The sequence below is a fragment of the Planomonospora sp. ID67723 genome (genome assembly GCF_015711605.1).
GTDB lineage: Bacteria > Actinomycetota > Actinomycetes > Streptosporangiales > Streptosporangiaceae > Planomonospora_A.
Map to the genome: position 1 here is coordinate 1 of NZ_JABTEZ010000007.1, position 25006 is coordinate 25006.

A 25006-nucleotide genomic window follows, 5' to 3' on the forward strand; every position below is an offset into this window, starting at 1 on the left:
GCCATCCAGAACCGGTTCGAGCACACGATCAACAACCTGAACGTGTCCATCGAGAACCTGTCGGCCTCGGAGTCGCGCGTCCGTGACACCGACATGGCCCAGGAGATGGTGAGCTTCACCCGCAACCAGATCCTGACCCAGGCCGGCACCTCCATGCTGGCCCAGGCCAACCAGGCGCCGCAGTCCGTGCTGAAGCTCCTGGGCTAATCCCGCCCCCGGGCGCCTGACCGGCGTCCCGTAGGCGAACGGCACCCGCGAAGGGCGGCCGGCGTACCCCGCCGGCCGCCCTTCCGCTTTCCCGCCCGCCGTACGGCAACGGACCGCACCGTACGGAAGGACCGCGGAAGGATCAGAGCGGTCCGGTCCGTAACAAATCCCAGAAAAACCGCTGGGATCCCTCAGCATCCCCACCCTTCTCCCGATGAGAGGGGCAGACCGGGCCATGGATGGACCGGCATGACCCCGTCAAGGAGGAAATCACCATGGGTCTGCGTATTAACCAGAACATCGCCGCGATGAACTCGTACCGGAACCTGTCGGTCAACGACAGCTCGATGTCGAAGTCGCTGGAGAAGCTTTCCAGTGGTTTCCGCATCAACCGGGCGGCGGACGACGCTGCGGGCCTGTCCATCAGCGAGGGCCTGCGCGCCCAGACCGGTGGCCTGAAGGTCGCCGTTCGCAACGCGCAGGACGGTGTGTCGGTCGTGCAGACCGCTGAAGGTGCGCTCACCGAGACGCACGCCATCCTTCAGCGCATGCGTGACCTGGCTGTCCAGTCCGCCAACGGTGGTTCCCAGGACGGCAAGGCGCAGCAGGCGGCGAACAAGGAGTTCCAGGCTCTCAAGACCGAGCTGGACCGGATCTCCGACACCACCGCCTTCGGCAGCCAGAAGCTGCTGGACGGTACCTACAACGGCACCTTCCAGGTCGGCTCCAACGGCAACGACGCCGCCGAGCGCATCAGTGTGGCCATCACCAACCAGGACGCGGCCACCCTGGGCCTGGGCAGCGCCACGCTGATCGGCGACGGTGCCGACAACACCGTCGGCAACGCGGACGACGGCTCGATCATCACCGAGAACGTCACCTCCTCTCAGGCTGCGATCGAGCTGCTCGACACCGCCATCCAGACGGTGTCGGACACCCGCGCCGGTCTCGGTGCCATCCAGAACCGGTTCGAGCACACGATCAACAACCTGAACGTGTCCATCGAGAACCTGTCGGCCTCGGAGTCGCGCGTCCGTGACACCGACATGGCCCAGGAGATGGTGAGCTTCACCCGCAACCAGATCCTGACCCAGGCCGGCACCTCCATGCTGGCCCAGGCCAACCAGGCGCCGCAGTCCGTGCTGAAGCTCCTGGGCTAATCCCGCCCCCGGGCGCCTGACCGGCGTCCCGTAGGCGAACGGCACCCGCGAAGGGCGGCCGGCGTACCCCGCCGGCCGCCCTTCCGCTTTCCCACCCACCGCACGGGAACGGACCGCACCGTACGGAAAGATCAGAGCGGGCTCATCCGCAACAAATCCTGGAAAAGCCACTGGGATCCCTCAGCATCCCCACCCTCCTCCCGATGAGAGGGGCAGACCGGGCCACGGATGGACCGGCATGACCCCGTCAAGGAGGAAATCACCATGGGTCTGCGTATCAACCAGAACATCGCCGCGATGAACTCGTACCGGAACCTGTCGGTCAACGACAGCTCGATGTCGAAGTCGCTGGAGAAGCTTTCCAGTGGTTTCCGCATCAACCGGGCGGCGGACGACGCTGCGGGCCTGTCCATCAGCGAGGGCCTGCGCGCCCAGACCGGTGGCCTGAAGGTCGCCGTTCGCAACGCGCAGGACGGTGTGTCGGTCGTGCAGACCGCTGAAGGTGCGCTCACCGAGACGCACGCCATCCTTCAGCGCATGCGTGACCTGGCTGTCCAGTCCGCCAACGGTGGTTCCCAGGACGCCAAGGCGCAGCAGGCGGCCGACAAGGAGTTCCAGGCTCTCAAGACCGAGCTGGACCGGATCTCCGACACCACCGCCTTCGGCAGCCAGAAGCTGCTGGACGGTACCTACAACGGCACCTTCCAGGTCGGCTCCAACGGCAACGAGGCCGCCGAGCGCATCAGTGTGGCCATCACCAACCAGGACGCGGCCACCCTGGGCCTGACCGGCGCGGTGCTGTATGACGCCGACGGCGTCGACAACGTTCTGGGTGGTGCCGGCGCCGCCGACGACGCCACCATCGCCAGCAACGTCGCCTCCTCTCAGGCTGCGATCGAGCTGCTCGACACCGCCATCCAGACGGTGTCGGACACCCGCGCCGGTCTGGGCGCCATCCAGAACCGGTTCGAGCACACGATCAACAACCTGAACGTGTCCATCGAGAACCTGTCGGCCTCGGAGTCGCGCGTCCGTGACACCGACATGGCCCAGGAGATGGTGAGCTTCACCCGCAACCAGATCCTGACCCAGGCCGGCACCTCCATGCTGGCCCAGGCCAACCAGGCGCCGCAGTCCGTGCTGAAGCTCCTGGGCTAATCATCGGCAGGCGCTAACCGCGCCCGTTGACGAGCGGTGACGCATCAACGAAGGGGCGGCCGGCGTAACCCGTCGGCCGCCCCTTGCCTGTTCGGCCTCCCACCCCTGGGAGGGAGTGAACGCCCGCTTCGCGGCGGGCAACCTAGAGAGGACACGTATACGTGGCTGGCAGCACCGTCGACGGCCTTGTCAGTGGCATGAGCACCAGTTCCCTGATCGCTCAGCTCATGCAGGTGGAGCGGGTTCCCCAGACCCAGCTCCAGTCCAAGGTCACCACCCAGCAGAAGGTCCAGACCGCCTTCCAGGCGATCAACACCAAGCTGGCCTCGCTCAAGACCGCCGCCGACGACATGCTGAAGGAAACCTCCTGGCAGCTCGGAAAGGCGACGTCCTCCTCGTCCTCGGTCACCGCGACCACGACGCCCGGCACCGTTCCCGGCAGCGTCACCTTCAACGTCACCGGCGTCGCCAAGGCGCAGGTGAGCACCGCCAAGTACGCCTCGGCCACCGACCCCGCGCTGGCCGGCGGCGTCACGAAGGTCGGCATCTCGATCGGCGGCGCCGCCGCCGCCGATGTCAACGTCACCACGAACACCCCGCAGGGCGTCGCGGACGCGATCAACGCCGCAGGCCTGACCGTGCGCGCCTCGGTCCTCACCACCGACCAGGGCACCGTTCTCCAGCTCAGCTCCACCAAGACCGGCACGGACTACGGCTTCGCCGTCACCGGACTCGCAGGCGGAGCCCCCGACGACATCACCCTCGCCGACGACGCCGTCATCGAGGTGGGCAACCTCGCGGCCGGCGGTTACACCGTCACCAGCAGCAGCAATGCCTTCAACGGCGTCCTGACGGGCACGACCGTCAACGTGACCAAGCTGGAGAACAACGTCACCGTCACGGTCGACGCGGACAACGAGGCCGTCGCCGACAAGATGAAGGCCTTCGTCGACGCGGCGAACTCCGTGCTGACCGAGATCAGCACCCAGACCACCTCCACCGTCGGCTCCAAGACGAAGCAGCCGCTGGCCGGCAACTCCACCGCCCGCCAGATCTCGCAGACCGTCCTCGGGCAGATCGGCACCGGCCAGGACGGCTACGGGAGCTTCGCCCAGTTCGGTGTCCAGCTCGACCGGTACGGCAAGCTCACCTTCGACCGCGCGAAGTTCCTCACGGCCTACGCCGCCGACCCGGCCAAGGTCATGGACGCGGTGATGGCCGAGGACCCGGCGGTCCAGCCGACCACGGACTCCAACGGCTACACGGTCCCCAAGTCCAAGCTGACCCCCGTCATGGGACTCGCCGAGCGACTGTCGATCGCCGCCAACAACGGCAAGACCGTCATCACCGACGCCATCAAGGGCAGCGAAAGCCTGGTCACCGACCTCAACAAGCGGATCGATGCCTGGGACCTGCGCCTGGAAAAGCGCGAGGCGGCACTGCGCAGGCAGTTCAGCAACCTCGAAGTCTCCCTCGGCAAGCTGAACCAGCAGTCGACCTGGCTGGCCGGTCAGATCTCCAGCCTGCCCACGCCCGAATAGCTGAGAACGGATAGCGCGTCATGAACAACCCTTCCATGCGGGCCCGGTACATCGCCGACACGGTGGCCACCGCCTCTCCCGGCAAACTGCTCGTCATGCTCTACGACCGGCTCGTTCTCGACCTGACCCGGGCGGAGGAGGCACTGGGCGGCGGCGACCGCGAAGGCGCCGCTCAGCAGCTCATGCACGCCCAGGACATCATCATCGAGCTGCGTTCCTCGCTCAAGACGGATGTCTGGGACGGCGCCCCGGGCCTCTCGGAGCTCTACGGCTTCCTGCTCACCCAGCTCATCCAGGCCAACGTGCGCGGCGACGCCGAGCTGGTGGTCTCGTGCAGGTCGATGATCGAGCCGCTGCGCGATGCCTGGCGCACCGCTGTCGCCGAGGCCGGATCGCTCGCCTCCGCCGCCCGGGTGGCCTGACCGTGGGCGCGCAGCCGCCCACGGCAGGCGACTGGCACGCCGCATGGTCCAGCGCGCTGGACGCTCTGGAGATGGACGTGGCCGCCGCCGAGGCGATGATCTCCGGCGACCACCGCGAGCGCGAGCTCGCACCCGCGACCCCATGGTCGCCTCCCCAGAACCTCGGCCCGCTCCCGCTCGACCTGCGGCCCCGCGCCGACGCGATTCTGGCTCGCCAGCTGGAGGCGGCCAAGGCGATGGCGTTCGCCATGACGGTCAACCGTCGCCAGGCCGCCATGCTCGCCCGTGTCGAGTCCGGCAGCGACGGCGCCCCCCGCCCCGTCTACATCAACTGCGCCGCCTGATCTTTTCCGCGGTCGCCCGGCTCAGGGGATCTCGACGAGCTCCAGGTGACCGTACCCGGCCCACCCGGCCGGATCCGCGGTGAGGACGGGCCAGCCGCGCGTCATGGCGAGGTACGCGGTGTGGGCGTGGTGAAGCTGCGTGTCGTGGGGGCGTGCAGCGTGCCGGGCCTGCCGAGCGACGCGAAATACGTCCTTATTGGTCAAGTTCGCAATTTCACAGGCCCGGAACCCGAGCAACCACATGAGGTCTTCGGGATCGGGATCGGCGATGATCGTGGCCTGAGTGAGGGTGGTGACAGGCAGTAGGAGAGTGTCACCTTCGCTGGTGAGCACACCGAGCACGGAGCGGATGTCGGTGCTCCGCTCGTCGTCGGACAGAATGCGGAGAGTGGCCGTGAGGTCCGCCACATAGCCGGCGATCACGCGGCGGTGTTCTCCTTGTCTGCCATGGCCCTCTTACGGACGGCAGCGTCTTTCGCGGCATGCATGCGCCTACGGAGCTCCGCCCTGCGCTCGTCATAGGCCTCGGGATCGACGGCACGATCTTTCGCGATCATCGCAGCGAGACGTTCACGCGATGACCGGTCGGCGTCCAGCCGTTGCTGGGCGAGGTCGGCGAAGAACCCCGAGACGGTGCCGCCTGTGGCTTCAGCCCATTCCTTGACCTGATCGTGCAGTTCATCGGGGATGCTAATTGTGATCTTGGACGCCATAAACCGAGCATACCAACTATGGCATCGAGTCATTCTGTGATCGGAGAAGTCCGGATCAGGAGTTCCCGACAGGGCCCGATTGAACTCCTCCCTCGCCTGAAGGCCGGAGCACTGCGGACGAACCCGGTAGACGGGCAGGAACAGATCCGAGAGGAGGACGATGTCCGCGGCCTCGACCGACTGCCCTCCCACCGGGTGCCGCCGTTCGATGGCCGGCATCGCCGAGCCGGGCGGCCGCCGGAGCTTCGCGCACTCTTCCGTCGTACTCCACCTGGCCCGGCTCCCGAGCGGAGAGGGGGGAAGCGGGACCACTCCGGTCATCGATCACGTGTGGGCCGCCTGCAGGAGACTCCTCTCCGCAGGCTGTCCCCGCTCAGGAGAGCAGGGACAGCCGGGTCGAGGTGTTTACGGCGTAAACACCTCGACTGGTCCGACCGGTTCCCAGAGCGTGGGCCGATGCTCCGGTCTTCGATCCGGAAAACCCGTCAGGCCCCCGGTTCCGCCCGGTCGTCCAGGCGGCGGACTCTGAGGACGTTGTCCACGTGGGTGATGGACTGCCCGTCGGGGCCGGTCCGAGTCCGCTCGTGTTCCTCGCTGCGCTGCACCTCCCACTGCCCGTCCGGGAAACCGAGGGATTCCAGGACCTCCTGCGCTGTGGGGAAGTGCACGTCGGGATGGCGATCGTGCTGCTCCTTGCTCGGGAACCCCGCGTGTCCCGCGATGAGCAGGATCCCGCCGGGCGCGACGGCCGCGGCGGCGGCCCGCAGGATCTTCTCCCTGGGCATGTCACCCGGGGAGTGCAGGAAGCAGGCGGAGACGAGGTCGAAGGAACCCTCGGGGAAGGACGCTCCGAGGTCGTGCCGCTGCCAGTCGATGCGGTCGGCGACACCTGCCTCCGCCGCATGCCGGGTCGCGCGGTCGAGGGCGACGCGGGAGATGTCGACCGCGGTGACGCGCCAGCCCTGCCGCGCGAGCCAGATCGCGTCACCCCCCTCACCGCATCCCAGGTCCAGGGCGCTGCCCGGCTCCAGACCGCTGATCTCATCGACCAGGACGGCATTGGGTTTCCCGCTCCAGATCCGCTCGCTCTCGCCGTAGCGGGCGTCCCAGAACTCCTCTTCCGAGAGCTTCTCGTCCGTCATCGGTTTTCTCCTTGTGGTTTCGTCTCGATCGGGGGCGCGGGCGTGTCCGGCGGCCGCCGGACAGGTGTTCGCGGCAGCTATGCGGAGAGGGGTTCCCGGCGGGCCGTGACGGCGCGGCGGGTCTCCTCGGCGACCAGGTCGGCGTTGATCGCCGCGGCGGCGCGCACTCCCGCGGCGGCGGCTCCGATGACCTGCTCGGTCAGGTTCGCCACGTTCCCGGCCACCCATACCCCGGGAACCTTCGTCGCTCCGGACGGGTCGGCGGCGATGTAGCTGCCGATCGAGTGCCCGCCCATCTCCTGCTCGGTCGTCTCCAGGCCCAGGCCGGTGAGGATGCCGGAACGGGCGGTGAGACGCGGGGTCACCACGAGGGCCCGGCGGGGGATCACCCGATCGCCGGCCAGCCGTACGCCGGTGAGCCGGCCGCCCGTCATCTCCAGACCCGTCACCTCCCCGTCCAGCACGGCGACGCCGCGGGCGGTCAACTGCTCCCGCTCGTCGTCACCGAGCGGGGGCGCGTCGTGCAGGAAGAGGGTCACGTCCTTGCTCCACTGCCGCCACAGCAGGGCCTGGTGGACGGCGAGCGGCCCGGTGGCCAGGACGCCGATCGGCTGGTCGCGCACCTCCCAGCCGTGGCAGTACGGGCAGTGCAGCACGTCACGGCCCCACAGCTCGGCCACACCGGGCACCTCGGGCAGCTCGTCGACCAGGCCGGTGGTCACCAGAAGCCGGTCCGCCACGACCGTGCGCCCGTCTTCGAGGACGACGCGGAACCCGCCGTCCGCCAAGCGCTCCGCTTCGATGACGGTGCCCTCCACGATCTCGCCGCCGTAACCGGTCACCTCGTCCCGGCCCGCGGCCAGGATCTCCAGGGGCGGCATGCCGTCCCTGGAGAGGTAACCGTGGGCGTGGGCCGCCGGGGCGTTGCGCGGCCGGCCGGCGTCGACCACCAGCACCGAGCGCCGCGCCCGGGCCAGGACCAGCGCCCCGCTCAGCCCTGCGGCGCCCCCGCCGACGACCACGACGTCATATCTCGCATCCATCGCCCGCACTCCTCCGCTCATCCGTACGGCCGCAGCCGTCCCTGCGCGGAACTATGCGCCAGAGGCGGAAGAGTTGACAAACTTCGTTGCTGAAACAGCAAAATAGGAGGGTGAGCGATGACGCATCCGACCTCGACGACGTCCTCCAGGCCGTGGGGCCGCGGCTACGGGCCCTGCGCCAGGAGCGCGACGCGACGCTGGCCGAGCTGTCCGCGGCCACCGGGATCTCGGTCAGCACCCTGTCCCGCCTGGAGTCCGGGCAGCGGCGGCCCACCCTGGAACTGCTGCTCCCGCTGGCCCGGGCCCACCAGGTGCCCCTGGACGAGCTGGTCGACGCGCCGGAGACCGGCGATCCGCGCATCCGGCCCCGCCCTATCAGCCGGTTCGGCATGACGTTCATCCCGCTGACCCGCCGGCCCGGGGGACTCCAGGCCTACAAGCAGATCATCCCGGCGGGCCGGCAGACAGGCGACCCCGAACAGAAGACCCACGAGGGCTACGAATGGCTCTACGTCCTGTCCGGACGGCTGCGCCTGCTGCTCGGAGAGCACGACCTGATCCTGACGCCGGGAGAGGTGGCGGAGTTCGACACCCGCGTCCCGCACTGGTTCGGCAACCCCGGCCCCGAGCCGGTGGAGTTCCTCAGCCTCTTCGGACCGCAGGGCGAGCGCATGCACGTACGGGCCCGCCCCTCCGGCAAGTAGGACGCGCTTCCGGCGTCGTGTGGGAAGAACGCGGGGACGCGGCATGCGGAGCCGATGACGTGGCGGGTTCCCGTGCCGGGGCCGGGGTGTTCACGGCGTGGGCACCCCGGCTGGTACGGCCCCCGCCCGCAGAACCCGCCCCATGCACGGCTGAAGGCGTTTACGCCGTAAACACTCCGACGGCCGGGCGCCAGGACTCCTCACCCCACCGCTCTCCCCGCACCGGCAACCGCAACCGTTTACGCCGTAAACACTCCGACGACACACCCCCGCCAACCGTCCCCGCGCCCGCAGACCCCCAGCCACCGGACCCAGACGCCCGCCGCGCGAAGCCCCGCGACGCACCCCAGTCAACCGGCCGCAGCCACCCGGCCCCGGGCACCGGCGGCCCCTGCACCGCACCCGAACACACCCCCACAGCCGCCCCCGCCCCCGCCCCCGCAGACACGGACACGGACACGGACACGGACACGGACACGGGCGCAGCCGTCTCCCGGCCCGATCCCCGGCACGCGCCAACCCCGACGGACACGGGACTTTAGCCTTTCCCGACCGCGGCAACCCACCTGCACCCTTCGTGCACTCCCCCCGCTACGCCCGAACGGCTTACTGGATATCGAAGGCCGCTACAGCAGGGCCTTCACCGGCCGCCAAGCCGGACGCCCTGCCGCCGCACAAAGGATCGCCTTCATGACCTTCTCCGCTCGCCTGACCACCAGCGCCCGCCTGATCACCGCCACCCTGGGCCTCGCCCTGACCGCCGGAATCAGCATGGCCACCGCCGGTGCAGCGCACGCGGACACCGACACCACCGGTGACACGGTCATGCTCAAGGGCGCCACCACCGCCTCCTACTACTGGGACGACTCCTCCGGCCGCAACGGCGACACCGGCCTGCCCGCCTCCGGCAAGCCCATGCAGAAGGGCCTGGCCGCCTCCCCCTCCTGGCCCCTGATGACCGAGGGCTACGTCCTCTACAAGGGCAAGAAGGCCCCCTTCTTCGTCGGCGACCGCGGCCCCGGCACCCCCTCCAACCGCGGCATCATGCTCGACCTCGACGCCAAGACCTTCGCCCAGCTGACCGGCGGCACCTTCAACCCCGACACCCTCAGCGTCGACGGCATCGACGGCGAAGGCCACATCAAGGTCACCTACGTCATCACCAAGTGGGGCAAGGGCGTCGGCACCAAGAACCACCCCAAGCCCTTCTCCACCGGCGCCTGGTCGGTCAAGGACACCAACCCCGCCAAGCCCCTCACCCTCACCAAGCCCAAGCCGCAGGCCCAGAGCGCAGCCATCATGGCCGTATGAGACGCCACCGCCACACCCAGCAAAACCCCTGCCGACGCCCCCCGCGAACCGCAAAGCGGACCCCACCGCAAAGCAGCCCCACCCCGCCACTTCCCGCCCCTCAGGCCGTCACCGACCCCCGGTGACGGCCTGACGGCGTTCCCGACCCCACCCCGGCCCCCTCTTCCCCAGCCGCCAACACCCGCAACCCGTTCCCTGCCCGCCGGCCTCTCCCGCAAAGTGTTTACGGCGTAAACACTCCTGTTGTCACAGCGGACGGCTTCCGCCGCCTCTCTCGAGCGCCCCGCATCAGCCGGTGGAGGTCCTACCGCTCAGTCGTCGAGCTCGGCCACCTCGACGACGGCGAACTCTCCTCGCGTCTCCCGCACCGCATCCTTCCACCGTCCGTAGTCGGTGGTCAGGATGGGGCACCCGTGCAGGACCGCCTGCACGGCCGCCTGAACGTCCCACAGCTCGCCGAACGCTTCGACCTCCAACCGGAGGCGGGCGAGATCCGAAGAGTCGTCGAAGGCCGCCAGACCCGCGAACTTCGCGGAGTTCAGACGACAGACGCCCCGCACAGTCGCCATCTGCTCATCGTTGGCACCGATGTCGATGGCGGCGCCGGTGACTGCCAGAGCGGGGACGATCAAAGTGATCTTGTCGGCGTCGAGCTGCTGGAGCAGGATGATGATGTCGGAATCGCCACGTGCCACCTCGGTGAGCACCATCGCATCCAGGACGAAGGCCGGGTCAGCGGCCATTCAGAATCTCCTGGGCCTTGCGTGCCCGCCGCTGAGCCCTGGCGACCACCTCCGGATCCTCCTGAGCCTTCTCGACCGCCGCCCGCCAGGCGGCGTCCGCACGGCGTTCCGTTTCGATCCGCCGGGCCACGGCTTCATTGAAGTAGGCCGACACGGATCGGACACGTCCCTGCTCGACCTGCTGCTGAACGTATTCGTGGAAATCCTCTTCCACGGTGATGGTGATCGGGCGAGTGCTCATATGTTCATCATATAAAGAAAGCGGTTGCTCGCGAAGCGTTTCCAGCCGATCGAGTACGGCAGGTCTGCGCGGCTCCGCACTCGAAGACTGTCCCGGGACAGGTGAAGGTGTTTGCGGGGTGAACGGCGGCCCGCAGGGCGGCCGTTCACCCCGCCCTCGCCTGAAGGCGAAGTGTTTACGGCGTAAACGCTTCGGCTGCCCGCTGTCCCAGCCGCACCGGCAACCGCAACCGTTTACGCCGTAAACACTCCGACGACACACCCCCGCCAACCGTCCCCGCGCCCGCAGACCCCCAGCCACCGGACCCAGACGCCCGCCGCGCGAAGCCCCGCGACGCACCCCAGTCAACCGGCCGCAGCCACCCGGCCCCGGGCACCGGCGGCCCCTGCACCGCACCCGAACACACCCCCACAGCCGCCCCCGCCCCCGCCCCCGCAGACACGGACACGGACACGGACACGGACACGGACACGGGCGCAGCCGTCTCCCGGCCCGATCCCCGGCACGCGCCAACCCCGACGGACACGGGACTTTAGCCTTTCCCGACCGCGGCAACCCACCTGCACCCTTCGTGCACTCCCCCCGCTACGCCCGAACGGCTTACTGGATATCGAAGGCCGCTACAGCAGGGCCTTCACCGGCCGCCAAGCCGGACGCCCTGCCGCCGCACAAAGGATCGCCTTCATGACCTTCTCCGCTCGCCTGACCACCAGCGCCCGCCTGATCACCGCCACCCTGGGCCTCGCCCTGACCGCCGGAATCAGCATGGCCACCGCCGGTGCAGCGCACGCGGACACCGACACCACCGGTGACACGGTCATGCTCAAGGGCGCCACCACCGCCTCCTACTACTGGGACGACTCCTCCGGCCGCAACGGCGACACCGGCCTGCCCGCCTCCGGCAAGCCCATGCAGAAGGGCCTGGCCGCCTCCCCCTCCTGGCCCCTGATGACCGAGGGCTACGTCCTCTACAAGGGCAAGAAGGCCCCCTTCTTCGTCGGCGACCGCGGCCCCGGCACCCCCTCCAACCGCGGCATCATGCTCGACCTCGACGCCAAGACCTTCGCCCAGCTGACCGGCGGCACCTTCAACCCCGACACCCTCAGCGTCGACGGCATCGACGGCGAAGGCCACATCAAGGTCACCTACGTCATCACCAAGTGGGGCAAGGGCGTCGGCACCAAGAACCACCCCAAGCCCTTCTCCACCGGCGCCTGGTCGGTCAAGGACACCAACCCCGCCAAGCCCCTCACCCTCACCAAGCCCAAGCCCAAGGCTGCTGAGACCACCACCGCCAAGACCGAGACCGTGCAGGCCGCCTCCGCCGCCGCCCAGCCCGCCCCGGTCGTCAACACCACCCCGAAGACCGCCGCCGTCGCCGCCACCACCGATGACACCACCGGCATCCCCGCCGGCATCGCCCTCGGCGCCGCGCTCATCGCCATCGGCGGCGCCTACGCCGGCCGCAACACCCTCCGCGAGCGCTTCGTCCGCACCAACGCCTGACCCGCCCCACGGGCAGACACCCACGGCAGACAGGCACAAGGCCGCCACCGGACCCCGGTGGCGGCCTTGTCATGTTTCCGGCCGAAGAAGGGCCCCAAGCACGAAGCCGAGCCCGACCACCCAACCGCCGCTGGTGTTTACGGCGTAAACACCAGCGGGCCCCAGGGCCTGCTCCGGTCACCCCACACCGCCTCGACGGACACCGTGTCCGGAGCGAACGCCGTACCAGCGGTTACGCAGGATCTCCTGGGCCTTGCGTGCTCGTCGCCGAGCCCTGGTGACCACCTCCGGATCCTCCTGAGCCTTCTCGACCGCCGCCCGCCAGGCGGCGTCCGCACGGCGTTCCGTTTCGATCCGCCGGGCCACGGCTTCGCGGAAATAGTCCGACATGGGCTGGACGCGTCCCTGCCCGATCTGCTGCCGGACGTAGGCATGGAAGTCCTTGTCCGCGGCGACGGCGCTCATGCAACTGCCCGTATGGTCCTCGCGCGAAGAAGGTGGCAGCTCTCGAAACGTTTCCAGCCGATTGAGCGACGACGGGAAGCGGCGGCAGGCCGCGCTGTGTTCACGCCGTAAACACCCGACCGGTTCCTACTCGTGTGCAACCACAGGACATCAAGCGATCGGCTGACGTTTGGTGTACTCCTCCGCTGCCGCGAGCAGCACACTCACAGGGATCACGGCTTGAGCGTCCGCAAGACTCGCGACGATCGCCTCCCGGATCAGAGCGGTCGGCTTGATGCCCCGTTCCGCCGCCCGAGCTCGCACCGCGTCCATCACCGGTTTGGGCAACCTCAATGACGTAGTGATCATCTGATCAGGAGCCCCATCAGCCATGTCCACCGTCAGCTCCAGTTCTCCGGTGGGCCGTCTTGGAGATCCTCAAAACTCACTCCCGGCAGGTCGGCCAAGAGCGGCCCCCAGATGTACTTACCGGCAAGGGTCAGCACAGTGCGATCGGTCCGATTGCCCCAGTAGGCGGTCTCAGCCACGTCGATCGGCACGGTGTCCACTCCGAGATCTGCCCATGTGCCGGAGACTCCTCGCTGGGCGTCCCCATCGAGGTCAACCTTGACGGGGTCATAGCCGACGCCGAGCTGGATAACGATCTCGTCGGGACCAGGCTTCGGACTACGGGCCAGAAGCTCTGCATCCAGATATTCGCGTTGGTCGATCGACAGGCCCGCTCGTGCCGCGATCACCGAGGTGACGGGCAGCAGGAGGCCGCCGGGGATCCGACGCTTGATCGCGTGAACCATGCCGACCGCCTGATCGTGCCCTTGTGCGTAGGCAGTGATGAGTGAGGTGTCAAGGATGAACTTGGAACTCACGCTGTGGCTCGACCGGCGTATTTGGCGATCAGTTCCTCGGCGCGACGCTCGCCGGCTGCGAACCCCTCAGGACTGGATGCACGGATCGCCTCGATACGACGTGCTTCCCGCTGCTTCGCGGCTCGATAATCCTCTTGCATCTGCCGGTGGAGAGCCTGGGCGATGTACTCAGTGGGAGTGATGTCCTGGCCGGTCTCAGCGATCCACTGTCTGGCTTCGGCGAGCAGGTCCGCCGGAAGGGGCTCATGACTCATACACCCAGCGTAGTGCGGACGCATTGCACAACATAGGAAATTGGCGTCGCCGGCGAGATCTCACTGCGGGGGAGGATCGTCGTCACAGACAGCCCGGGGTCGGTCTGATCACGTTGAGCCCTCGCTATCTCAGGGGGTGTTCACGGCGTGGGCACCCCGGCTGGTACGGCCCCCGCCCGCAGAACCCGCCCCATGCACGGCTGAAGGCGTTTACGCCGTAAACACTCCGACGGCCGGGCGCCAGGACTCCTCACCCCACCGCTCTCCCCGCACCGGCAACCGCAACCGTTTACGCCGTAAACACTCCGACGACACACCCCCGCCAACCGTCCCCGCGCCCGCAGACCCCCAGCCACCGGACCCAGACGCCCGCCGCGCGAAGCCCCGCGACGCACCCCAGTCAACCGGCCGCAGCCACCCGGCCCCGGGCACCGGCGGCCCCTGCACCGCACCCGAACACACCCCCACAGCCGCCCCCGCCCCCGCCCCCGCAGACACGGACACGGACACGGACACGGACACGGACACGGGCGCAGCCGTCTCCCGGCCCGATCCCCGGCACGCGCCAACCCCGACGGACACGGGACTTTAGCCTTTCCCGACCGCGGCAACCCACCTGCACCCTTCGTGCACTCCCCCCGCTACGCCCGAACGGCTTACTGGATATCGAAGGCCGCTACAGCAGGGCCTTCACCGGCCGCCAAGCCGGACGCCCTGCCGCCGCACAAAGGATCGCCTTCATGACCTTCTCCGCTCGCCTGACCACCAGCGCCCGCCTGATCACCGCCACCCTGGGCCTCGCCCTGACCGCCGGAATCAGCATGGCCACCGCCGGTGCAGCGCACGCGGACACCGACACCACCGGTGACACGGTCATGCTCAAGGGCGCCACCACCGCCTCCTACTACTGGGACGACTCCTCCGGCCGCAACGGCGACACCGGCCTGCCCGCCTCCGGCAAGCCCATGCAGAAGGGCCTGGCCGCCTCCCCCTCCTGGCCCCTGATGACCGAGGGCTACGTCCTCTACAAGGGCAAGAAGGCCCCCTTCTTCGTCGGCGACCGCGGCCCCGGCACCCCCTCCAACCGCGGCATCATGCTCGACCTCGACGCCAAGACCTTCGCCCAGCTGACCGGCGGCACCTTCAACCCCGACACCCTCAGCGTCGACGGCATCGACGGCGAAGGCCACATCAAGGTCACCTACGTCATCACCAAGTGGGGCAAGGGCGTCGGCACCAAGAACCACCCCAAGCCCTTCTCCACCGGCGCCTGGTCGGTCAAGGACACCAACCCCGCCAAGCCCCTCACCCTCACCAAGCCCAAGCCGCAGGCCCAGAGCGCAGCCATCATGGCCGTATGAGACGCCACCGCCACACCCAGCAAAACCCCTGCCGACGCCCCCCGCGAACCGCAAAGCGGACCCCACCGCAAAGCAGCCCCACCCCGCCACTTCCCGCCCCTCAGGCCGTCACCGACCCCCGGTGACGGCCTGACGGCGTTCCCGACCCCACCCCGGCCCCCTCTTCCCCAGCCGCCAACACCCCCGACCGTGATCACACCGTGAACACCCGGCTTCTCCGCGCCGGAGACCCTCGCCCCCGCACGCACGCCCTACCTCACCGGGCCACCGCCACCGACAGCAACTCCACCAGCTTCTCGAGGTCCTCCAGCGACAGCCGGGCACGCAGCTCCGCCGCGATCGACTCCGGAGGACCCAGCGGGATCACGCCGTGATCGCGCCGCCCACCCGCAGCCCGTTCCCTGCCCGCCGGTCTCTCCCGCAAAGTGTTTACGGCGTAAACACCCTCCTCCGAGACCCGGTTCCCCCCCTCGGCGGATGCTACGGCCTCCACCGCGGACGGGGCGGCCGGCATCGCCTGCTCCTCCGGGGGAAGCTTCCCGATCTCCCGGGCGTCCTCCACCCTGAGCACGCCGTCCACCAGGGCCTGCTGCAGTTCGGGGATGAGCTTGAGCAGCACCAACCGCTGCGAACCCCAGCCTGCGGACTTGCCCACCTTCCGGCAGGCCTCCCGCAGGGAGATCTCGCGCAGTTCCATCAGCCGCTGCAGTGCCCGGGCCTCTTCCAGAGGCGTCAGGTCGTCCCGCTGGAAGTTCTCGATCAGGGTGCGCTCCTCGGCGGACTCCGCGGAGTCGCGCACCTTGACCGGCACCTCGGTCAGCCCGGCCAGCGCGGCCGCGTGGCGGCGCCGGTGCCCGTGCTGGATGACGTACGGCCTGTCGCCGACCGCCTCCGCGTGATGCGGGTAGGCGGCCAGCCAGACGTCCCGGGGGACGACGACCAGGTCCTGCAGGAGGCCCTCGTCGCGGATCGTGTCGGCGAGCCCTTCCAGGTCCCGCAGGCTGTCCCGGGGGTTGTCGGGGTTGTCGGCCAGGTCCTCCAGCCGGACGGTGTCCGGCCACCTCGGCGCGGCCGGCTCCGCCGTGATCAGGGGTTCCGCCTCGGGCTCGACCGGCTGGCCGACCATCAGCGCCGCGAGACTCGTCCTCTTACCCGCCATCAACGCCGCCCGTTCGTCAGCTGCCCGTGCTCCAGCGCGAGCCGGTAGAAGTCCTCGCGGGCCTCCATAGCGACCCGGTTCTTCGGGTACTGGGTGACGACCAGGCCCTCGGCCGACGCCCGAGAATGGATCTTGTAGTGCCGGATCACCGTGTTGGCCAGCGGCCAGCCCTGGTTGCGGACGAACTGCAGGGTGTCCTCCAGGTCCGCGCGGCCGTCGCGCGGGTCCCAGTTGTTGGCGACCACGAGGTACGGCAGTTTGCGAGGCTTGACGACCTTCTCGACCGTGTTGAACGTCGGCTGGAAGGACAGCGGCTCCGGCTCGATGGGGACGATCACGTCGTCGGCGTTGTCGAGCACCGCGCGCAGCGCGTCCGCGGCCCTGCCGTCGCCGAGGGGGTCGTCGGACGAGGCCCCGTCCGACAGGTCCAGCCAGCCGGGGGTGTCCACCCACACATCGGTGACGTGCGGGATGTGGCGGAGGTTCGCCAGCCCGTCGATGTCGTCGTGGGCCTGGACGAAGTCGAAGGGCAGCGCCTCGCCGACCCGCTCCGACCACCAGACGGCCGAGCCCTGCGGGTCGATGGAGACGGTGACGACCGGGGGGTTCTCCCCCGCCACTCCCCCGACGGTGTCGGCGGTGACGGCGGCGAGGTTGACGGCGAGCGTGGACTTGCCTACGCCGCCCTTCTGGTTGAGGACAACGTGCACTCTGGCCACGTGGGGCTCCTGTTCCGTGTGCTTCCCGAGGTGGTACTTCGGATCAGGGGACCCACTATCCCAGATGTCGACGTGCGCCCCATGCCTGAACGCGGGAAATCCCCATGGCCGAGACGCGTTCAGGCGGCCTCGGGTGGTCGGCGCTTCGCGGACCGCTCGACGGCGAGGTCTCCACGCCCTGTCACCGCCGGCCCGGGTGGTGTTCACGGCGTGAACACCACCCGGGCCGAATCAGAGGCCGGCGCCGTGCATCGGGTTGTGCTTCCAGCGGTCGACGTCGCGGATGTACTTGAGCAGCTCGGATGAGCCGTCGCGCCAGCCGCCGTGGCGGCCGATGGAGACCAGGTCGGCTCCGGCGGTGTAGGCGCCGGTCGCGCCTCCGGCACGCAGGCTGTGCGCGCTCAGGTCGTCGAGGGGGAGCCCGGCGCGGCGGGCGGCCCGGGTGAGGATCTTGCTGATGGCGTACCCGCTGAGGCGGCCGTCGGCGGATCCGCTGCCGGAGGGCCGGGCCCCGGGGACGCCGGCGATCGCACCGTGCCGGTCGATGCGGCGCAGCAGCGGCCCGGAGGCGGAGCCGCACTCCGCCAGCAGGGTCCGCCAGGCGCGCAGGGCGCGTACCGGGCAGGTCAGCGGGTCGGAACCGTAGGGAATGGCGACCTGGCGCCCGGTGGCGGCCTGGTCGGTCTTGGACCTGCGCACGGTCACGACGAGACCCTGCTCGACCTCGGCGACGTCGGCCAGGTCGAGCCCGGCGAGCTCGCTGCGGCGGGCCATCATCGCCCAGCCGAGCACGACGGTCAGGCGGTCGCGCAGGTCGATCGCGGCCCCGGTGTCGAGAGCGGCGGCGATGCGCCGCAGGTGGGGTACGGCGAGCGCGGCGGCCTGGCGCTGGTTGGGGATGCCGGCGGCGGCCCGCTCGCCCCGGTAGGCCTTGCGGACGGCGCGGGCCGCGGTGGTGTCGGGCGGGACGAGACCGCTGACGCGGTGCGCGGTGCGGATCCCGGCGATGGCCCGGGTGATGGTGGCGGGTGCCTTGCCCTGGTCGGCGAGGGCGGAGACGTACTCGGCCAGGGTCTCGGCGGAGGCGGGCAACGCCGTACGGCCCGCGCGGGCGCACCAGTCGGTGAAGCGGTTCCAGTCTCCGGCGTAGGCGCGGCGGGTGGCCTCCGGGACGCTGGCGGCGATGCGGGCCGCGGTCGAGGCCGACACCGCCGCGTCGGCCGCTCCGGCGGGAACGCCCCGGATGACCACCGGGACCGGATCGGTCGCGGCGTCCACGGCCAGGACGGCCCGGGTCGCGGGGACGGCCGGGACGGGAGGCGGGTCCGTACGCTCGTCGCCGCTCATCGCCCTCCTGTTCCGCCGCCGTGCTCGCCCTCGCAGTCTGCCAGGCGATCGGGCCGGGGGCACCGGGCGGCGGGCCGGTGGAAGATCTCACGCCCTCCCCGCGCCCGGAGGTGTTTACGCCGTAAACACCTCCGGGCGCGGGGAGGAGCGGGCACGTGTCCTTCCACCGGAGAGGGCCGGAAGACTGTGTGACGGGCGCGTCACCGGGGTGAACGGACCCTCTCAGTTCCGGTTCCCGCCCGCCGATGGATACGCGGTGGACTGTCGGTCACGGAGGATGAGCATGCGCCGCGTCAGAATCGGAGTACGGCTGGGGGTGGCTTTCACCGTCCTGCTGGCGTTCCTCGCGGGGATCGCGGCGATCGCCCTGTCCGCCATTCAGGACCAGCGGCAGACCGCCTCGCAGGTACGCGACCTGCAGGTGCTCACCAGCCAGGTCAAGGAGATCAAGTTCTACGCGGCCAGCATGAGCGGCTGGCAGAGCGCCTACATCTCCGACGTGCACCGCCTGGGCGCCAAGCGTGCCTTCGGCGGCGACTCGGTCAACCACAAGGCCTGGGAGCAGGAGCGCGAACGCTTCGAGAAGTTCCTCCCGCAGGTCGCCACCGACGTCATGAACGCCGCAGAGCGCAAGCTGTTCGACCGGATCACCGCCGAGTCCGGGACGTACTTCGCAGTGAACGACGAGATCGTCGAAACGTTCCGGCCGGGCACCCCCGACTCGTTGTGGAAGGGCGACCAGCTCGCCGTGTACGACAGCTGGAACACCTACTACCGGATCCTGCGCGCCGCCCAGCAGCTCGCCCAGTCCGTCGACCAGCGCAGCCAGGCGGCGGTGGAGGCCTCCGCGGAGGCGGCCGCCTCCGCCCAGCGGGCGATCACGATCGGGGCGGCGCTGGCGCTCCTGCTGGGCTGCGCCCTCGCCTACACGGTGACCCGCAGCATCGTCGCACCGGTCACCGCGGCCCGGGACGCGTTGCGTACGGTGGCCCGCCGCGAGCTGGATGTGGAACTGCCCGCCGAGGGCCACGACGAGCCGGCGCAGATGGCCGTGGCGCTCAACGAGGCGCTCGCGGCGATCCGCACGGTCGTCGCCGATGTGGCCGAGCACGCCGGGACGCTGGCGGACATGTCCGCCGAACTGGACACCGTCACCGGAGCCTTCGCCGACAGCGCGGCCCAGGCCTCCGAGCAGGCCGGGACCGCGGCGCAGGCCTCCCAGGCGGTGAGCCGCAGCGTGCACGAGGTCGCGGAGGGTTCGCGCGAGATGGGCGGGGCCATCGAGGAGATCGCCCGCAACGCCGCGGACGCGGCCCGGGTCGCAGCGGAGGCCGTGGTGGCCGCGGAGTCGGCCAACACCACGATGACCCAGCTCACCTCGTCCTCGTCGGAGATCAACCACGTGGTCAAGCTCATCACCAGCATCGCCGAGCAGACCAACCTGCTGGCGCTCAACGCCACCATCGAGGCCGCCCGCGCCGGCGACGCCGGCAAGGGCTTCGCCGTGGTCGCCCACGAGGTCAAGAACCTGGCGCAGGAGACCTCCTCGGCGACCGAGGAGATCGGCCGCCTCGTCCAGGCCATCCAGTCCGACAGCACCGCCGCGGTCGGCGCCATCGGCAGGATCGGTGACGTCATCGCGGGCATCAGCGGCTACCAGACGACGATCGCGAGCGCGGTGGAGGAGCAGACCGCGACCACGAACGAGATGAACCGCAGCGTCGCCGACGCCGCCGGGGGAGCTTCCCGGATCGCCGAGAGCATCACCGCCGTGGCCTCCTCGGCTTCGGCGGTCGACGCCGAAGTCGCCCGCTCGCGCCGGAGCGTCGCCGAGCTCACCAGCGTGTCGAGGCGGCTGCGGGAGGCCGTCGGTCAGTTCCGCTACTAGCCGGGCCCGGCGAGGTTCACACCGTGGACACCGCCTCCTCGTCCGGAGGGCCTCGCAGGTGTTTACGGCGTAAACACCTGCGAGGCCCCGCCGGGGAGTCCCGTGAGCGTTTACGGCGTAAACACCGCCGAGCGTTCGCCGGCGGATCCGGGGTGTCCACGGCGATCCCCCGGCCGCCCCTCCGTGAATCCGAAGACCCCAGGACCAGAGAGCGCCGAGACCGTCGGCATCCACGAGGCAGAAGGAAGACCACAGTGCGCAACAGGAGAAGGATCGCGCCGGCCGTACTGGCCGCGGCGGCCGTCACGGTCCTGGCCGGGTGCGGGGCCGGTGCGGAGCCGCCGGTTCGTCTCGCCGCCGCCGGCCTCGACGGGCTGGGCCTTGAGCAGGTACGGGTCGGGCTCGCGTTCGACCAGGGCGGGCGGGGCGACAAGAGCTTCAACGACGCGGCGGCCGCGGGGCTGGACCGGGCGAAGAAGGAGCTGGAGGTCGACGGCAAGGAGGTGACGCTCTCCGAGGAGACGGAGGAGGAGCGGGCCGCCAAGCTGCGCGAGTTGGCGAAGGACGGGCGCAACCCGGTCGTCGCGGTCGGCTTCCTGTACGCCAAGGCCGTGCAGACGGTCGCGGCGGAGTTCCCCGGCACCACTTTCGCCATCGTCGACGACGACTCCTTCAGCGCCCCGAACGTGGTCTCCCTCGTCTTCGCCGAGGAGCAGGGCTCCTACCTGGCCGGGGCGGCGGCCGCCCTGAAGTCCCGGACCGGGCACGTCGGATTCATCGGCGGGGTCCGCATCCCGCTGCTGCAGAAGTTCGAGGCCGGTTTCGCGGCCGGTGCCGCCAAGGCGCGGCCCGGGGTGCGGGTCAGCGTCGACTACCTCTCCGAGCCGCCGGACTTCAGCGGCTTCGGCGTCCCCGACCGGGCTGAGAAGATCGCCGGGCGGATGCTCGCCGACGGGGTGGACGTCGTCTACACCGCCGCCGGCGGATCGGGCGCGGGCACACTGAAGGCGGTCGCCGCCCGCACGGGGAGCTGGGCCGTCGGGGTGGACTCCGACCAGTACCAGACCGCCGACCCCGGTGTCCGCGGCGCCATCCTGACCTCCATGGTCAAACGGGTGGACAACGCGGTCTTCCAGGAGATCCAGGCGTTCATCAAGGGCGACCGGGCCGGGGGCGTCAAGCGTTTCGACCTCAAGACCGACGGCGTCGGCTACTCGGTCTCCAACGACAAGGCGGTGGCCCCGGTCCGCCGGAAGGTGGACGCGCTGCGCCAGCTCATCCTCGACGGCGCCATCACCGTTCCCACCAAGCCTTAGCACCGGCAGCCGGCGTCCTCGGAGAGGTCGGCGCAGACCTGGTTCCTGCCGCTCGATGTACCGGCGCAGGACGCCGGATCGGTGCGTCCGCCGATCCGGCGGAGTGGGCACCCGGCCCCTGGCCGCCATCCGCGCCGCCGGCCGTACCCACCGTCGCTGCGGCCGGGTTGACGATCGTCAGCCCGGCCTCGGTATCCGTGGAAGTTCCTCCATCCAGCCCGGCACCGCGTGAGTATGACTCCGAGTATGAGCGGAGGCAGGAAGGCCCGGATCACCATCACCGTGGACCCTGACGTCGTGGAATACGCCGAACATCTGGTCGCCAGCGGCAAAGCGACAAGTGTGGCCGCTGTCTTCAACGACGCCATCGCCGCCAAGCGCATCGGGGGAGCGACGGCGAAAGGGAGGCTCCGGCGCTCCGCGCCGCCGTCGACCGCTGACGCCGTACGGCTGCGCGCAGGATTCCGCGTGCTCGGAGGGCGATGCCTGGTGGGAGGAGGCGTCGCCCTCCGAGCGTGAGACCCTCAGGCGGCGATGGTCGCGTGCATCTCCCACACGAGGATCTCGGCGGGCTCGGTGGCGATGACCCGCTGCCCGCCGGTGGCGGTGAAGCGCACGGAGTCTCCGGTGCCGAGAGCGCCGGCGCCTTCGAGCGTCACGGCGCCGCGGGGCACGAACAGGTGCAGGAACGGCGCTTCGGGCAGTTGCACGCTCTGGCCCGGCTTCAGGCGGGCGGCGTGGAGCGCGGCGTAGCGGTTCCTGATGCGGATGGCGGCGGCGTCGGCGTGCTCGGGCATGCCGGACGCGACCGTCACCAGGCCTCCGGCCAGCAGCTCGCCGTCGATCTCCAGCTGCTCGTATCCGGGGGTGACGCCGCTCTCGTCGGGCACGACCCACATCTGCACGAAGTGGACCGGCTCATCGTGGTCGGGACCGCCCTGCAGCCGCCAGGAGTCGTTCTTCTCCGAGTGCAGGATGCCGGTGCCGGCGCTCATCCGCTGAGCCAGACCGGGGTAGATCACGCCGTTGTGGCCGGTGGAGTCCTGGTGCACCAGGGAGCCCTGCAGCACCCAGGTGACGATCTCCATGTCCCGGTGCGGGTGGGTGTCGAAGCCGTGGCCGGGGCGCACGACGTCGTCGTTGTTGACCAGCAGCAGCCCGTGGTGGGTGTTGCGCGGGTCGTGGTGGCCGCTGAAGGAGAACGAGTGCTTGGAGTCCAGCCAGGAGATCGCGGTGGCGAACCGCTCGTCCGCACGGCGGATGTCCAGGTTGGGGCGCGGCAGGGTCATGGTCATGGGACGTCCTTCCGTCGGATGCCGGTGCTCGGGGTGGGGCGGCCGTGCCGCCGGCCGTACGGGACGGCCGGGGGCGGGACGACCGGATGGGCCGGGCGGGTCAGGCGTTCTTGACCGCGGAGACCTCGAACTCCAGGACGATCTTGTCGCTGACCAGGACGCCGCCGGTCTCGAGCGCGGCGTTCCAGGTGACGCCGTAGTCCTTGCGGTTGATGGTCACCGAGCCCTCGAAGCCGACGCGCACGTTGCCGAACGGGTCGGTGGCGGCGCCCTCGTAGGTGAAGGGGATCGTCACGGAGTTGGTGACGCCCTTGATGGTGAGGTCGCCGGTCACCTCGAAGTCGGCCTCGCCGGTCTGGCGGACGGAGGTGGAGGTGAAGGTGATCTCCGGGTAGGTCTCCATCCCCAGGAAGTCGTTGCTGCGCAGGTGCTCGTCGCGCTGGGCGTTGCGGGTGTCGATGCTGGCGGCCTTGATGGTCACGGCGGCGGTGGAGCCGGCCGGGTTGTCACCGTCGAGGACGGCGGTGCCCTCGAACTCGTTGAACGCGCCGCGAACCTTCGTCACCATCGCGTGCCGGGCGACGAACCCGATCCGGGTGTGCGCGGGGTCGAGGGTGTAGGTGCCGGTGAGCTGCGCGAAGCCGGTGGTCGTGGTCATGTCTGCCTCCTGGGTCCGATCGTCCATGTAGATGATGCGTCATCCACATGGTCCTCAACATACATGACACATCATCCATTCCCATCTGCATGACAAGTCATCTATTTGTTAGGCTGGACGGTATGAGCGACACGGGATGGCTGGACGAGGACGAGCAGCAGGCCTGGCGTGCCTTCCTGCAGCTGCAGGGACAACTGACCGCCCGGCTCAACCGGCAGCTGCAGGCGGACTCCGGCCTGTCCCTGGCCGACTACGAGGTGCTCGTCCACCTCACCGAGGCTCCCGGAGGGCGGCTGCGGCCGTACGAGCTCCAGCGCAACCTGCAGTGGGAGCAGAGCCGCCTGTCGCACCACCTGACCAGGATGCAGCGCCGCGACCTCGTCGGACGCGAGGAGTGCGCCGCCGACGGCCGGGGGGCGTTCGTCGTGCTCAGCGAGACGGGCCGCCGGGCCATCGAGACCGCCGCCCCCGGCCACGTCGACGCCGTCCGGCGCCTGTTCTTCGACGCCCTCACCGGCGACCAGGTCGCCGCAATCCGGAGCCTGTCCACCCAGGTCCTCGACCGGCTGGCCTCCCTGCCCCGCTGACCCCGGGGCACGACGACGCTCCCGCCCTGCGGTTGCCCCGGTTCCGGCGAGCAGCGCGGACGACGCGCTCAAGCCGGGACGTCAAGGACTGAAGGAGACCTCGCTTCGCAGGCGGTCACCGCCTGAGCGGAGAGGTGACGGCCCGGTCCGGTCTAGCGGCCTTCGTCCTCAGCGGGTCTGCGGGCCAGGAGGCAGCCCTGCAGGAAACGATCGCCCTCGTCGCACAGCAGCCGGGCAACCACGGTGAACCCGGCCTGGCACAGCAACCCGGCGACGTGGCCGAGCGGCCACCGGTAGGCGAGCGTCACCTTGTGGTCGAACGGCTCCGGCAGGACCAGCAGCTCGTCTCCGGACGGGAAGGCCATCAGCAGGTGGCCGCCCGGGGCCAGCACCCGATGGAGCTCGGCCAGCACCTCCGGCAACCGCTCCGGCGGGGTGTGGATGGTCGAATACCAGGCCACGGCGCCTCCCAGAGCGCCGTCCGGCAGGTCCAGGGCGGTCATCGAGCCCTCGTCGAACCGCAGGTGCGGATGCGCCCGGCGGGCCAGGGCGATCATCCGCGGTGACAGGTCGACGCCGAAGGCGGTCAGTCCGAGGGAGTGCAGGTGCGCCGTCCCATGGCCGGGACCGCACCCGAGGTCGGCGAACGCGGCGAACATCGCCCGGTCCAGCGGCCGGGAATCGAGCGAGGCGCTGAAGCGCTCGGCGTACTCGGCGGCGCGGGCGTCGTAGGCCGTCCGGGTGGTGCTCAGGAAAGGCGGCTCGATCATGGAAAGGCACCGTAGTCCACTCGCCGGCCCGGCGGGCGGTGCGGCGCCACGGCCCGGCAGGACGGACCGCCGGCGCCGCCCGCGGC

General features: G+C 69.9%; 30 protein-coding genes. 14 read left to right on the forward strand and 16 right to left on the reverse strand.

The features are described 5' to 3' along the window. From HS041_RS36635 to HS041_RS36660, 6 genes are all read left to right on the forward strand, one after another. A partial coding sequence (locus tag HS041_RS36635) for a flagellin (RefSeq protein WP_255530267.1) occupies nt 1-207 on the forward strand: 207 nt, incomplete at its 5' end. Nucleotides 208-482: 275 nt separating this feature from the next. After that, the gene (locus HS041_RS36640) at nt 483-1367 is read left to right on the forward strand and encodes a flagellin N-terminal helical domain-containing protein (protein ID WP_196445517.1); all 885 of its coding nucleotides are present in this window, start codon (nt 483-485) and stop codon (nt 1365-1367) included. A gap of 264 nt (nt 1368-1631) precedes the next feature. After that, nucleotides 1632-2525, forward strand: coding sequence for a flagellin N-terminal helical domain-containing protein (locus tag HS041_RS36645; protein ID WP_304609574.1), 894 nt, complete (start codon nt 1632-1634; stop codon nt 2523-2525). 197 nt (nt 2526-2722) lie between these two features. Then, the gene (fliD, locus tag HS041_RS36650) at nt 2723-4066 is read left to right on the forward strand and encodes a flagellar filament capping protein FliD (protein WP_196445518.1); all 1344 of its coding nucleotides are present in this window, start codon (nt 2723-2725) and stop codon (nt 4064-4066) included. 20 nt (nt 4067-4086) lie between these two features. Continuing rightward, nucleotides 4087-4488 carry a flagellar export chaperone FliS gene (fliS, locus tag HS041_RS36655; protein ID WP_196445519.1) on the forward strand — a complete coding sequence of 134 codons (402 nt, stop codon included), beginning with the start codon at nt 4087-4089 and terminating at the stop codon, nt 4486-4488. A gap of 2 nt (nt 4489-4490) precedes the next feature. Further along, entirely contained in the window at nt 4491-4832 is a 342-nt protein-coding gene (locus tag HS041_RS36660) for a hypothetical protein (protein WP_196445520.1), read from the forward strand. Nucleotides 4833-4853: 21 nt separating this feature from the next. On the opposite strand, the gene HS041_RS36665 is transcribed toward HS041_RS36660, so the two are convergent. From HS041_RS36665 to HS041_RS36680, 4 genes are all read right to left on the reverse strand, one after another. Then, nucleotides 4854-5255, reverse strand: a complete 402-nt coding sequence (locus HS041_RS36665) for a hypothetical protein (protein WP_196445521.1) — start codon at nt 5253-5255, stop codon at nt 4854-4856. Then, on the reverse strand, nt 5252-5545 hold the full coding sequence (locus HS041_RS36670) for a ribbon-helix-helix domain-containing protein (RefSeq protein ID WP_196445522.1): 294 nt from the start codon (nt 5543-5545) through the stop codon (nt 5252-5254). Before HS041_RS36670 ends, HS041_RS36665 begins: the two co-directional genes overlap by 4 nt. Before the next feature lie 485 nt (nt 5546-6030). Continuing rightward, nucleotides 6031-6687 carry an SAM-dependent methyltransferase gene (locus HS041_RS36675; protein ID WP_196445523.1) on the reverse strand — a complete coding sequence of 219 codons (657 nt, stop codon included), beginning with the start codon at nt 6685-6687 and terminating at the stop codon, nt 6031-6033. Nucleotides 6688-6764: 77 nt separating this feature from the next. Then, nucleotides 6765-7730, reverse strand: a complete 966-nt coding sequence (locus HS041_RS36680) for an NAD(P)/FAD-dependent oxidoreductase (protein WP_230880369.1) — start codon at nt 7728-7730, stop codon at nt 6765-6767. A 110-nt stretch (nt 7731-7840) separates the two neighbouring features. Here HS041_RS36680 and HS041_RS36685 point away from each other — a divergent pair, with 110 nt between their 5' ends. After that, nucleotides 7841-8434: a helix-turn-helix domain-containing protein gene (locus HS041_RS36685; protein WP_196445525.1), complete on the forward strand. Its 594-nt coding sequence runs from the start codon at nt 7841-7843 to the stop codon at nt 8432-8434. Nucleotides 8435-9124: 690 nt separating this feature from the next. Continuing rightward, complete coding sequence (locus HS041_RS40325; RefSeq protein ID WP_307845635.1) at nt 9125-9745, forward strand: hypothetical protein; 621 nt, start codon at nt 9125-9127, stop codon at nt 9743-9745. Between the two features lie 311 nt (nt 9746-10056). Here HS041_RS40325 and HS041_RS36695 read toward each other — a convergent pair whose 3' ends face one another. Next, nucleotides 10057-10488, reverse strand: a complete 432-nt coding sequence (locus tag HS041_RS36695; RefSeq protein WP_196445526.1) for a hypothetical protein — start codon at nt 10486-10488, stop codon at nt 10057-10059. Then, entirely contained in the window at nt 10478-10729 is a 252-nt protein-coding gene (locus tag HS041_RS36700; RefSeq protein ID WP_196445527.1) for a hypothetical protein, read from the reverse strand. The genes HS041_RS36695 and HS041_RS36700 overlap by 11 nt, the downstream gene beginning before the upstream one ends. 684 nt (nt 10730-11413) lie before the next feature. Between HS041_RS36700 and HS041_RS36705 the strand changes: the two genes are divergently transcribed. Then, entirely contained in the window at nt 11414-12235 is an 822-nt protein-coding gene (locus HS041_RS36705) for a hypothetical protein (RefSeq protein ID WP_307845636.1), read from the forward strand. Between the two features lie 177 nt (nt 12236-12412). Here the strand turns inward: HS041_RS36705 and HS041_RS36710 are convergent, their stop codons facing one another. The 4 genes from HS041_RS36710 to HS041_RS36725 all read right to left on the reverse strand — a co-directional run bounded on the left by HS041_RS36710 (nt 12413) and on the right by HS041_RS36725 (nt 13820). Then, a complete protein-coding gene (locus HS041_RS36710) occupies nt 12413-12700 on the reverse strand; it encodes a hypothetical protein (RefSeq protein WP_196445528.1) in 288 nt (95 codons plus the stop codon). A 150-nt stretch (nt 12701-12850) separates the two neighbouring features. Continuing rightward, complete coding sequence (locus HS041_RS36715) at nt 12851-13078, reverse strand: hypothetical protein (RefSeq protein ID WP_196445529.1); 228 nt, start codon at nt 13076-13078, stop codon at nt 12851-12853. Between the two features lie 2 nt (nt 13079-13080). Further along, entirely contained in the window at nt 13081-13566 is a 486-nt protein-coding gene (locus tag HS041_RS36720; RefSeq protein ID WP_196445530.1) for a hypothetical protein, read from the reverse strand. Next, nucleotides 13563-13820, reverse strand: coding sequence for a hypothetical protein (locus HS041_RS36725; protein WP_196445531.1), 258 nt, complete (start codon nt 13818-13820; stop codon nt 13563-13565). Before HS041_RS36725 ends, HS041_RS36720 begins: the two co-directional genes overlap by 4 nt. Nucleotides 13821-14560: 740 nt before the next feature. Here HS041_RS36725 and HS041_RS40330 point away from each other — a divergent pair. Continuing rightward, a complete protein-coding gene (locus HS041_RS40330; protein ID WP_307845635.1) occupies nt 14561-15181 on the forward strand; it encodes a hypothetical protein in 621 nt (206 codons plus the stop codon). A 256-nt stretch (nt 15182-15437) separates the two neighbouring features. Here the strand turns inward: HS041_RS40330 and HS041_RS36735 are convergent, their stop codons facing one another. The 3 genes from HS041_RS36735 to HS041_RS36745 all read right to left on the reverse strand — a co-directional run bounded on the left by HS041_RS36735 (nt 15438) and on the right by HS041_RS36745 (nt 18406). After that, on the reverse strand, nt 15438-16340 hold the full coding sequence (locus HS041_RS36735; protein ID WP_196445532.1) for a ParB/RepB/Spo0J family partition protein: 903 nt from the start codon (nt 16338-16340) through the stop codon (nt 15438-15440). After that, nucleotides 16340-17059: a ParA family protein gene (locus HS041_RS36740; RefSeq protein WP_196445533.1), complete on the reverse strand. Its 720-nt coding sequence runs from the start codon at nt 17057-17059 to the stop codon at nt 16340-16342. Before HS041_RS36740 ends, HS041_RS36735 begins: the two co-directional genes overlap by 1 nt. 231 nt (nt 17060-17290) lie before the next feature. After that, nucleotides 17291-18406, reverse strand: coding sequence for a site-specific integrase (locus tag HS041_RS36745; RefSeq protein WP_196445534.1), 1116 nt, complete (start codon nt 18404-18406; stop codon nt 17291-17293). Between the two features lie 283 nt (nt 18407-18689). Here HS041_RS36745 and HS041_RS39860 point away from each other — a divergent pair, with 283 nt between their 5' ends. The 3 genes from HS041_RS39860 (at nt 18690) to HS041_RS36760 (ending at nt 22129) form a co-directional block, all read left to right on the forward strand. After that, entirely contained in the window at nt 18690-20294 is a 1605-nt protein-coding gene (locus tag HS041_RS39860) for a methyl-accepting chemotaxis protein (protein ID WP_196445535.1), read from the forward strand. 254 nt (nt 20295-20548) lie between these two features. Beyond that, the gene (locus tag HS041_RS36755) at nt 20549-21610 is read left to right on the forward strand and encodes a BMP family lipoprotein (protein ID WP_196445536.1); all 1062 of its coding nucleotides are present in this window, start codon (nt 20549-20551) and stop codon (nt 21608-21610) included. A gap of 246 nt (nt 21611-21856) precedes the next feature. Beyond that, nucleotides 21857-22129: a hypothetical protein gene (locus HS041_RS36760; protein WP_196445537.1), complete on the forward strand. Its 273-nt coding sequence runs from the start codon at nt 21857-21859 to the stop codon at nt 22127-22129. Nucleotides 22130-22134: 5 nt separating this feature from the next. Here the strand turns inward: HS041_RS36760 and HS041_RS36765 are convergent, their stop codons facing one another. After that, nucleotides 22135-22905, reverse strand: coding sequence for a pirin family protein (locus HS041_RS36765; RefSeq protein ID WP_196445538.1), 771 nt, complete (start codon nt 22903-22905; stop codon nt 22135-22137). A gap of 100 nt (nt 22906-23005) precedes the next feature. Further along, nucleotides 23006-23563 carry a YceI family protein gene (locus HS041_RS36770; protein WP_196445539.1) on the reverse strand — a complete coding sequence of 186 codons (558 nt, stop codon included), beginning with the start codon at nt 23561-23563 and terminating at the stop codon, nt 23006-23008. A 122-nt stretch (nt 23564-23685) separates the two neighbouring features. Here HS041_RS36770 and HS041_RS36775 point away from each other — a divergent pair, with 122 nt between their 5' ends. Next, nucleotides 23686-24150, forward strand: a complete 465-nt coding sequence (locus HS041_RS36775; RefSeq protein ID WP_196445540.1) for a MarR family winged helix-turn-helix transcriptional regulator — start codon at nt 23686-23688, stop codon at nt 24148-24150. A gap of 152 nt (nt 24151-24302) precedes the next feature. Here the strand turns inward: HS041_RS36775 and HS041_RS36780 are convergent, their stop codons facing one another. Then, entirely contained in the window at nt 24303-24920 is a 618-nt protein-coding gene (locus HS041_RS36780; protein ID WP_196445541.1) for a class I SAM-dependent methyltransferase, read from the reverse strand. Nucleotides 24921-25006: the final 86 nt, after the last annotated feature.

Coding starts and splice junctions, on each gene's coding strand:
- HS041_RS36640 (WP_196445517.1), top strand. CDS start 483: ATGGGTCTGCGTATTAACCAGAACATCGCCGCGATGAACTCGTACCGG.
- HS041_RS36645 (WP_304609574.1), top strand. CDS start 1,632: ATGGGTCTGCGTATCAACCAGAACATCGCCGCGATGAACTCGTACCGG.
- fliD (WP_196445518.1), top strand. CDS start 2,723: ATGAGCACCAGTTCCCTGATCGCTCAGCTCATGCAGGTGGAGCGGGTT.
- fliS (WP_196445519.1), top strand. CDS start 4,087: ATGAACAACCCTTCCATGCGGGCCCGGTACATCGCCGACACGGTGGCC.
- HS041_RS36670 (WP_196445522.1), bottom strand. CDS start 5,545: ATGGCGTCCAAGATCACAATTAGCATCCCCGATGAACTGCACGATCAG.
- HS041_RS36675 (WP_196445523.1), bottom strand. CDS start 6,687: ATGACGGACGAGAAGCTCTCGGAAGAGGAGTTCTGGGACGCCCGCTAC.
- HS041_RS36680 (WP_230880369.1), bottom strand. CDS start 7,730: ATGGATGCGAGATATGACGTCGTGGTCGTCGGCGGGGGCGCCGCAGGG.
- HS041_RS40325 (WP_307845635.1), top strand. CDS start 9,125: ATGACCTTCTCCGCTCGCCTGACCACCAGCGCCCGCCTGATCACCGCC.
- HS041_RS36695 (WP_196445526.1), bottom strand. CDS start 10,488: ATGGCCGCTGACCCGGCCTTCGTCCTGGATGCGATGGTGCTCACCGAG.
- HS041_RS36700 (WP_196445527.1), bottom strand. CDS start 10,729: ATGAGCACTCGCCCGATCACCATCACCGTGGAAGAGGATTTCCACGAA.
- HS041_RS36705 (WP_307845636.1), top strand. CDS start 11,414: ATGACCTTCTCCGCTCGCCTGACCACCAGCGCCCGCCTGATCACCGCC.
- HS041_RS36710 (WP_196445528.1), bottom strand. CDS start 12,700: ATGAGCGCCGTCGCCGCGGACAAGGACTTCCATGCCTACGTCCGGCAG.
- HS041_RS36725 (WP_196445531.1), bottom strand. CDS start 13,820: ATGAGTCATGAGCCCCTTCCGGCGGACCTGCTCGCCGAAGCCAGACAG.
- HS041_RS40330 (WP_307845635.1), top strand. CDS start 14,561: ATGACCTTCTCCGCTCGCCTGACCACCAGCGCCCGCCTGATCACCGCC.
- HS041_RS36735 (WP_196445532.1), bottom strand. CDS start 16,340: ATGGCGGGTAAGAGGACGAGTCTCGCGGCGCTGATGGTCGGCCAGCCG.
- HS041_RS36745 (WP_196445534.1), bottom strand. CDS start 18,406: ATGAGCGGCGACGAGCGTACGGACCCGCCTCCCGTCCCGGCCGTCCCC.
- HS041_RS39860 (WP_196445535.1), top strand. CDS start 18,690: ATGCGCCGCGTCAGAATCGGAGTACGGCTGGGGGTGGCTTTCACCGTC.
- HS041_RS36760 (WP_196445537.1), top strand. CDS start 21,857: ATGAGCGGAGGCAGGAAGGCCCGGATCACCATCACCGTGGACCCTGAC.
- HS041_RS36765 (WP_196445538.1), bottom strand. CDS start 22,905: ATGACCATGACCCTGCCGCGCCCCAACCTGGACATCCGCCGTGCGGAC.
- HS041_RS36770 (WP_196445539.1), bottom strand. CDS start 23,563: ATGACCACGACCACCGGCTTCGCGCAGCTCACCGGCACCTACACCCTC.
- HS041_RS36775 (WP_196445540.1), top strand. CDS start 23,686: ATGAGCGACACGGGATGGCTGGACGAGGACGAGCAGCAGGCCTGGCGT.
- HS041_RS36780 (WP_196445541.1), bottom strand. CDS start 24,920: ATGATCGAGCCGCCTTTCCTGAGCACCACCCGGACGGCCTACGACGCC.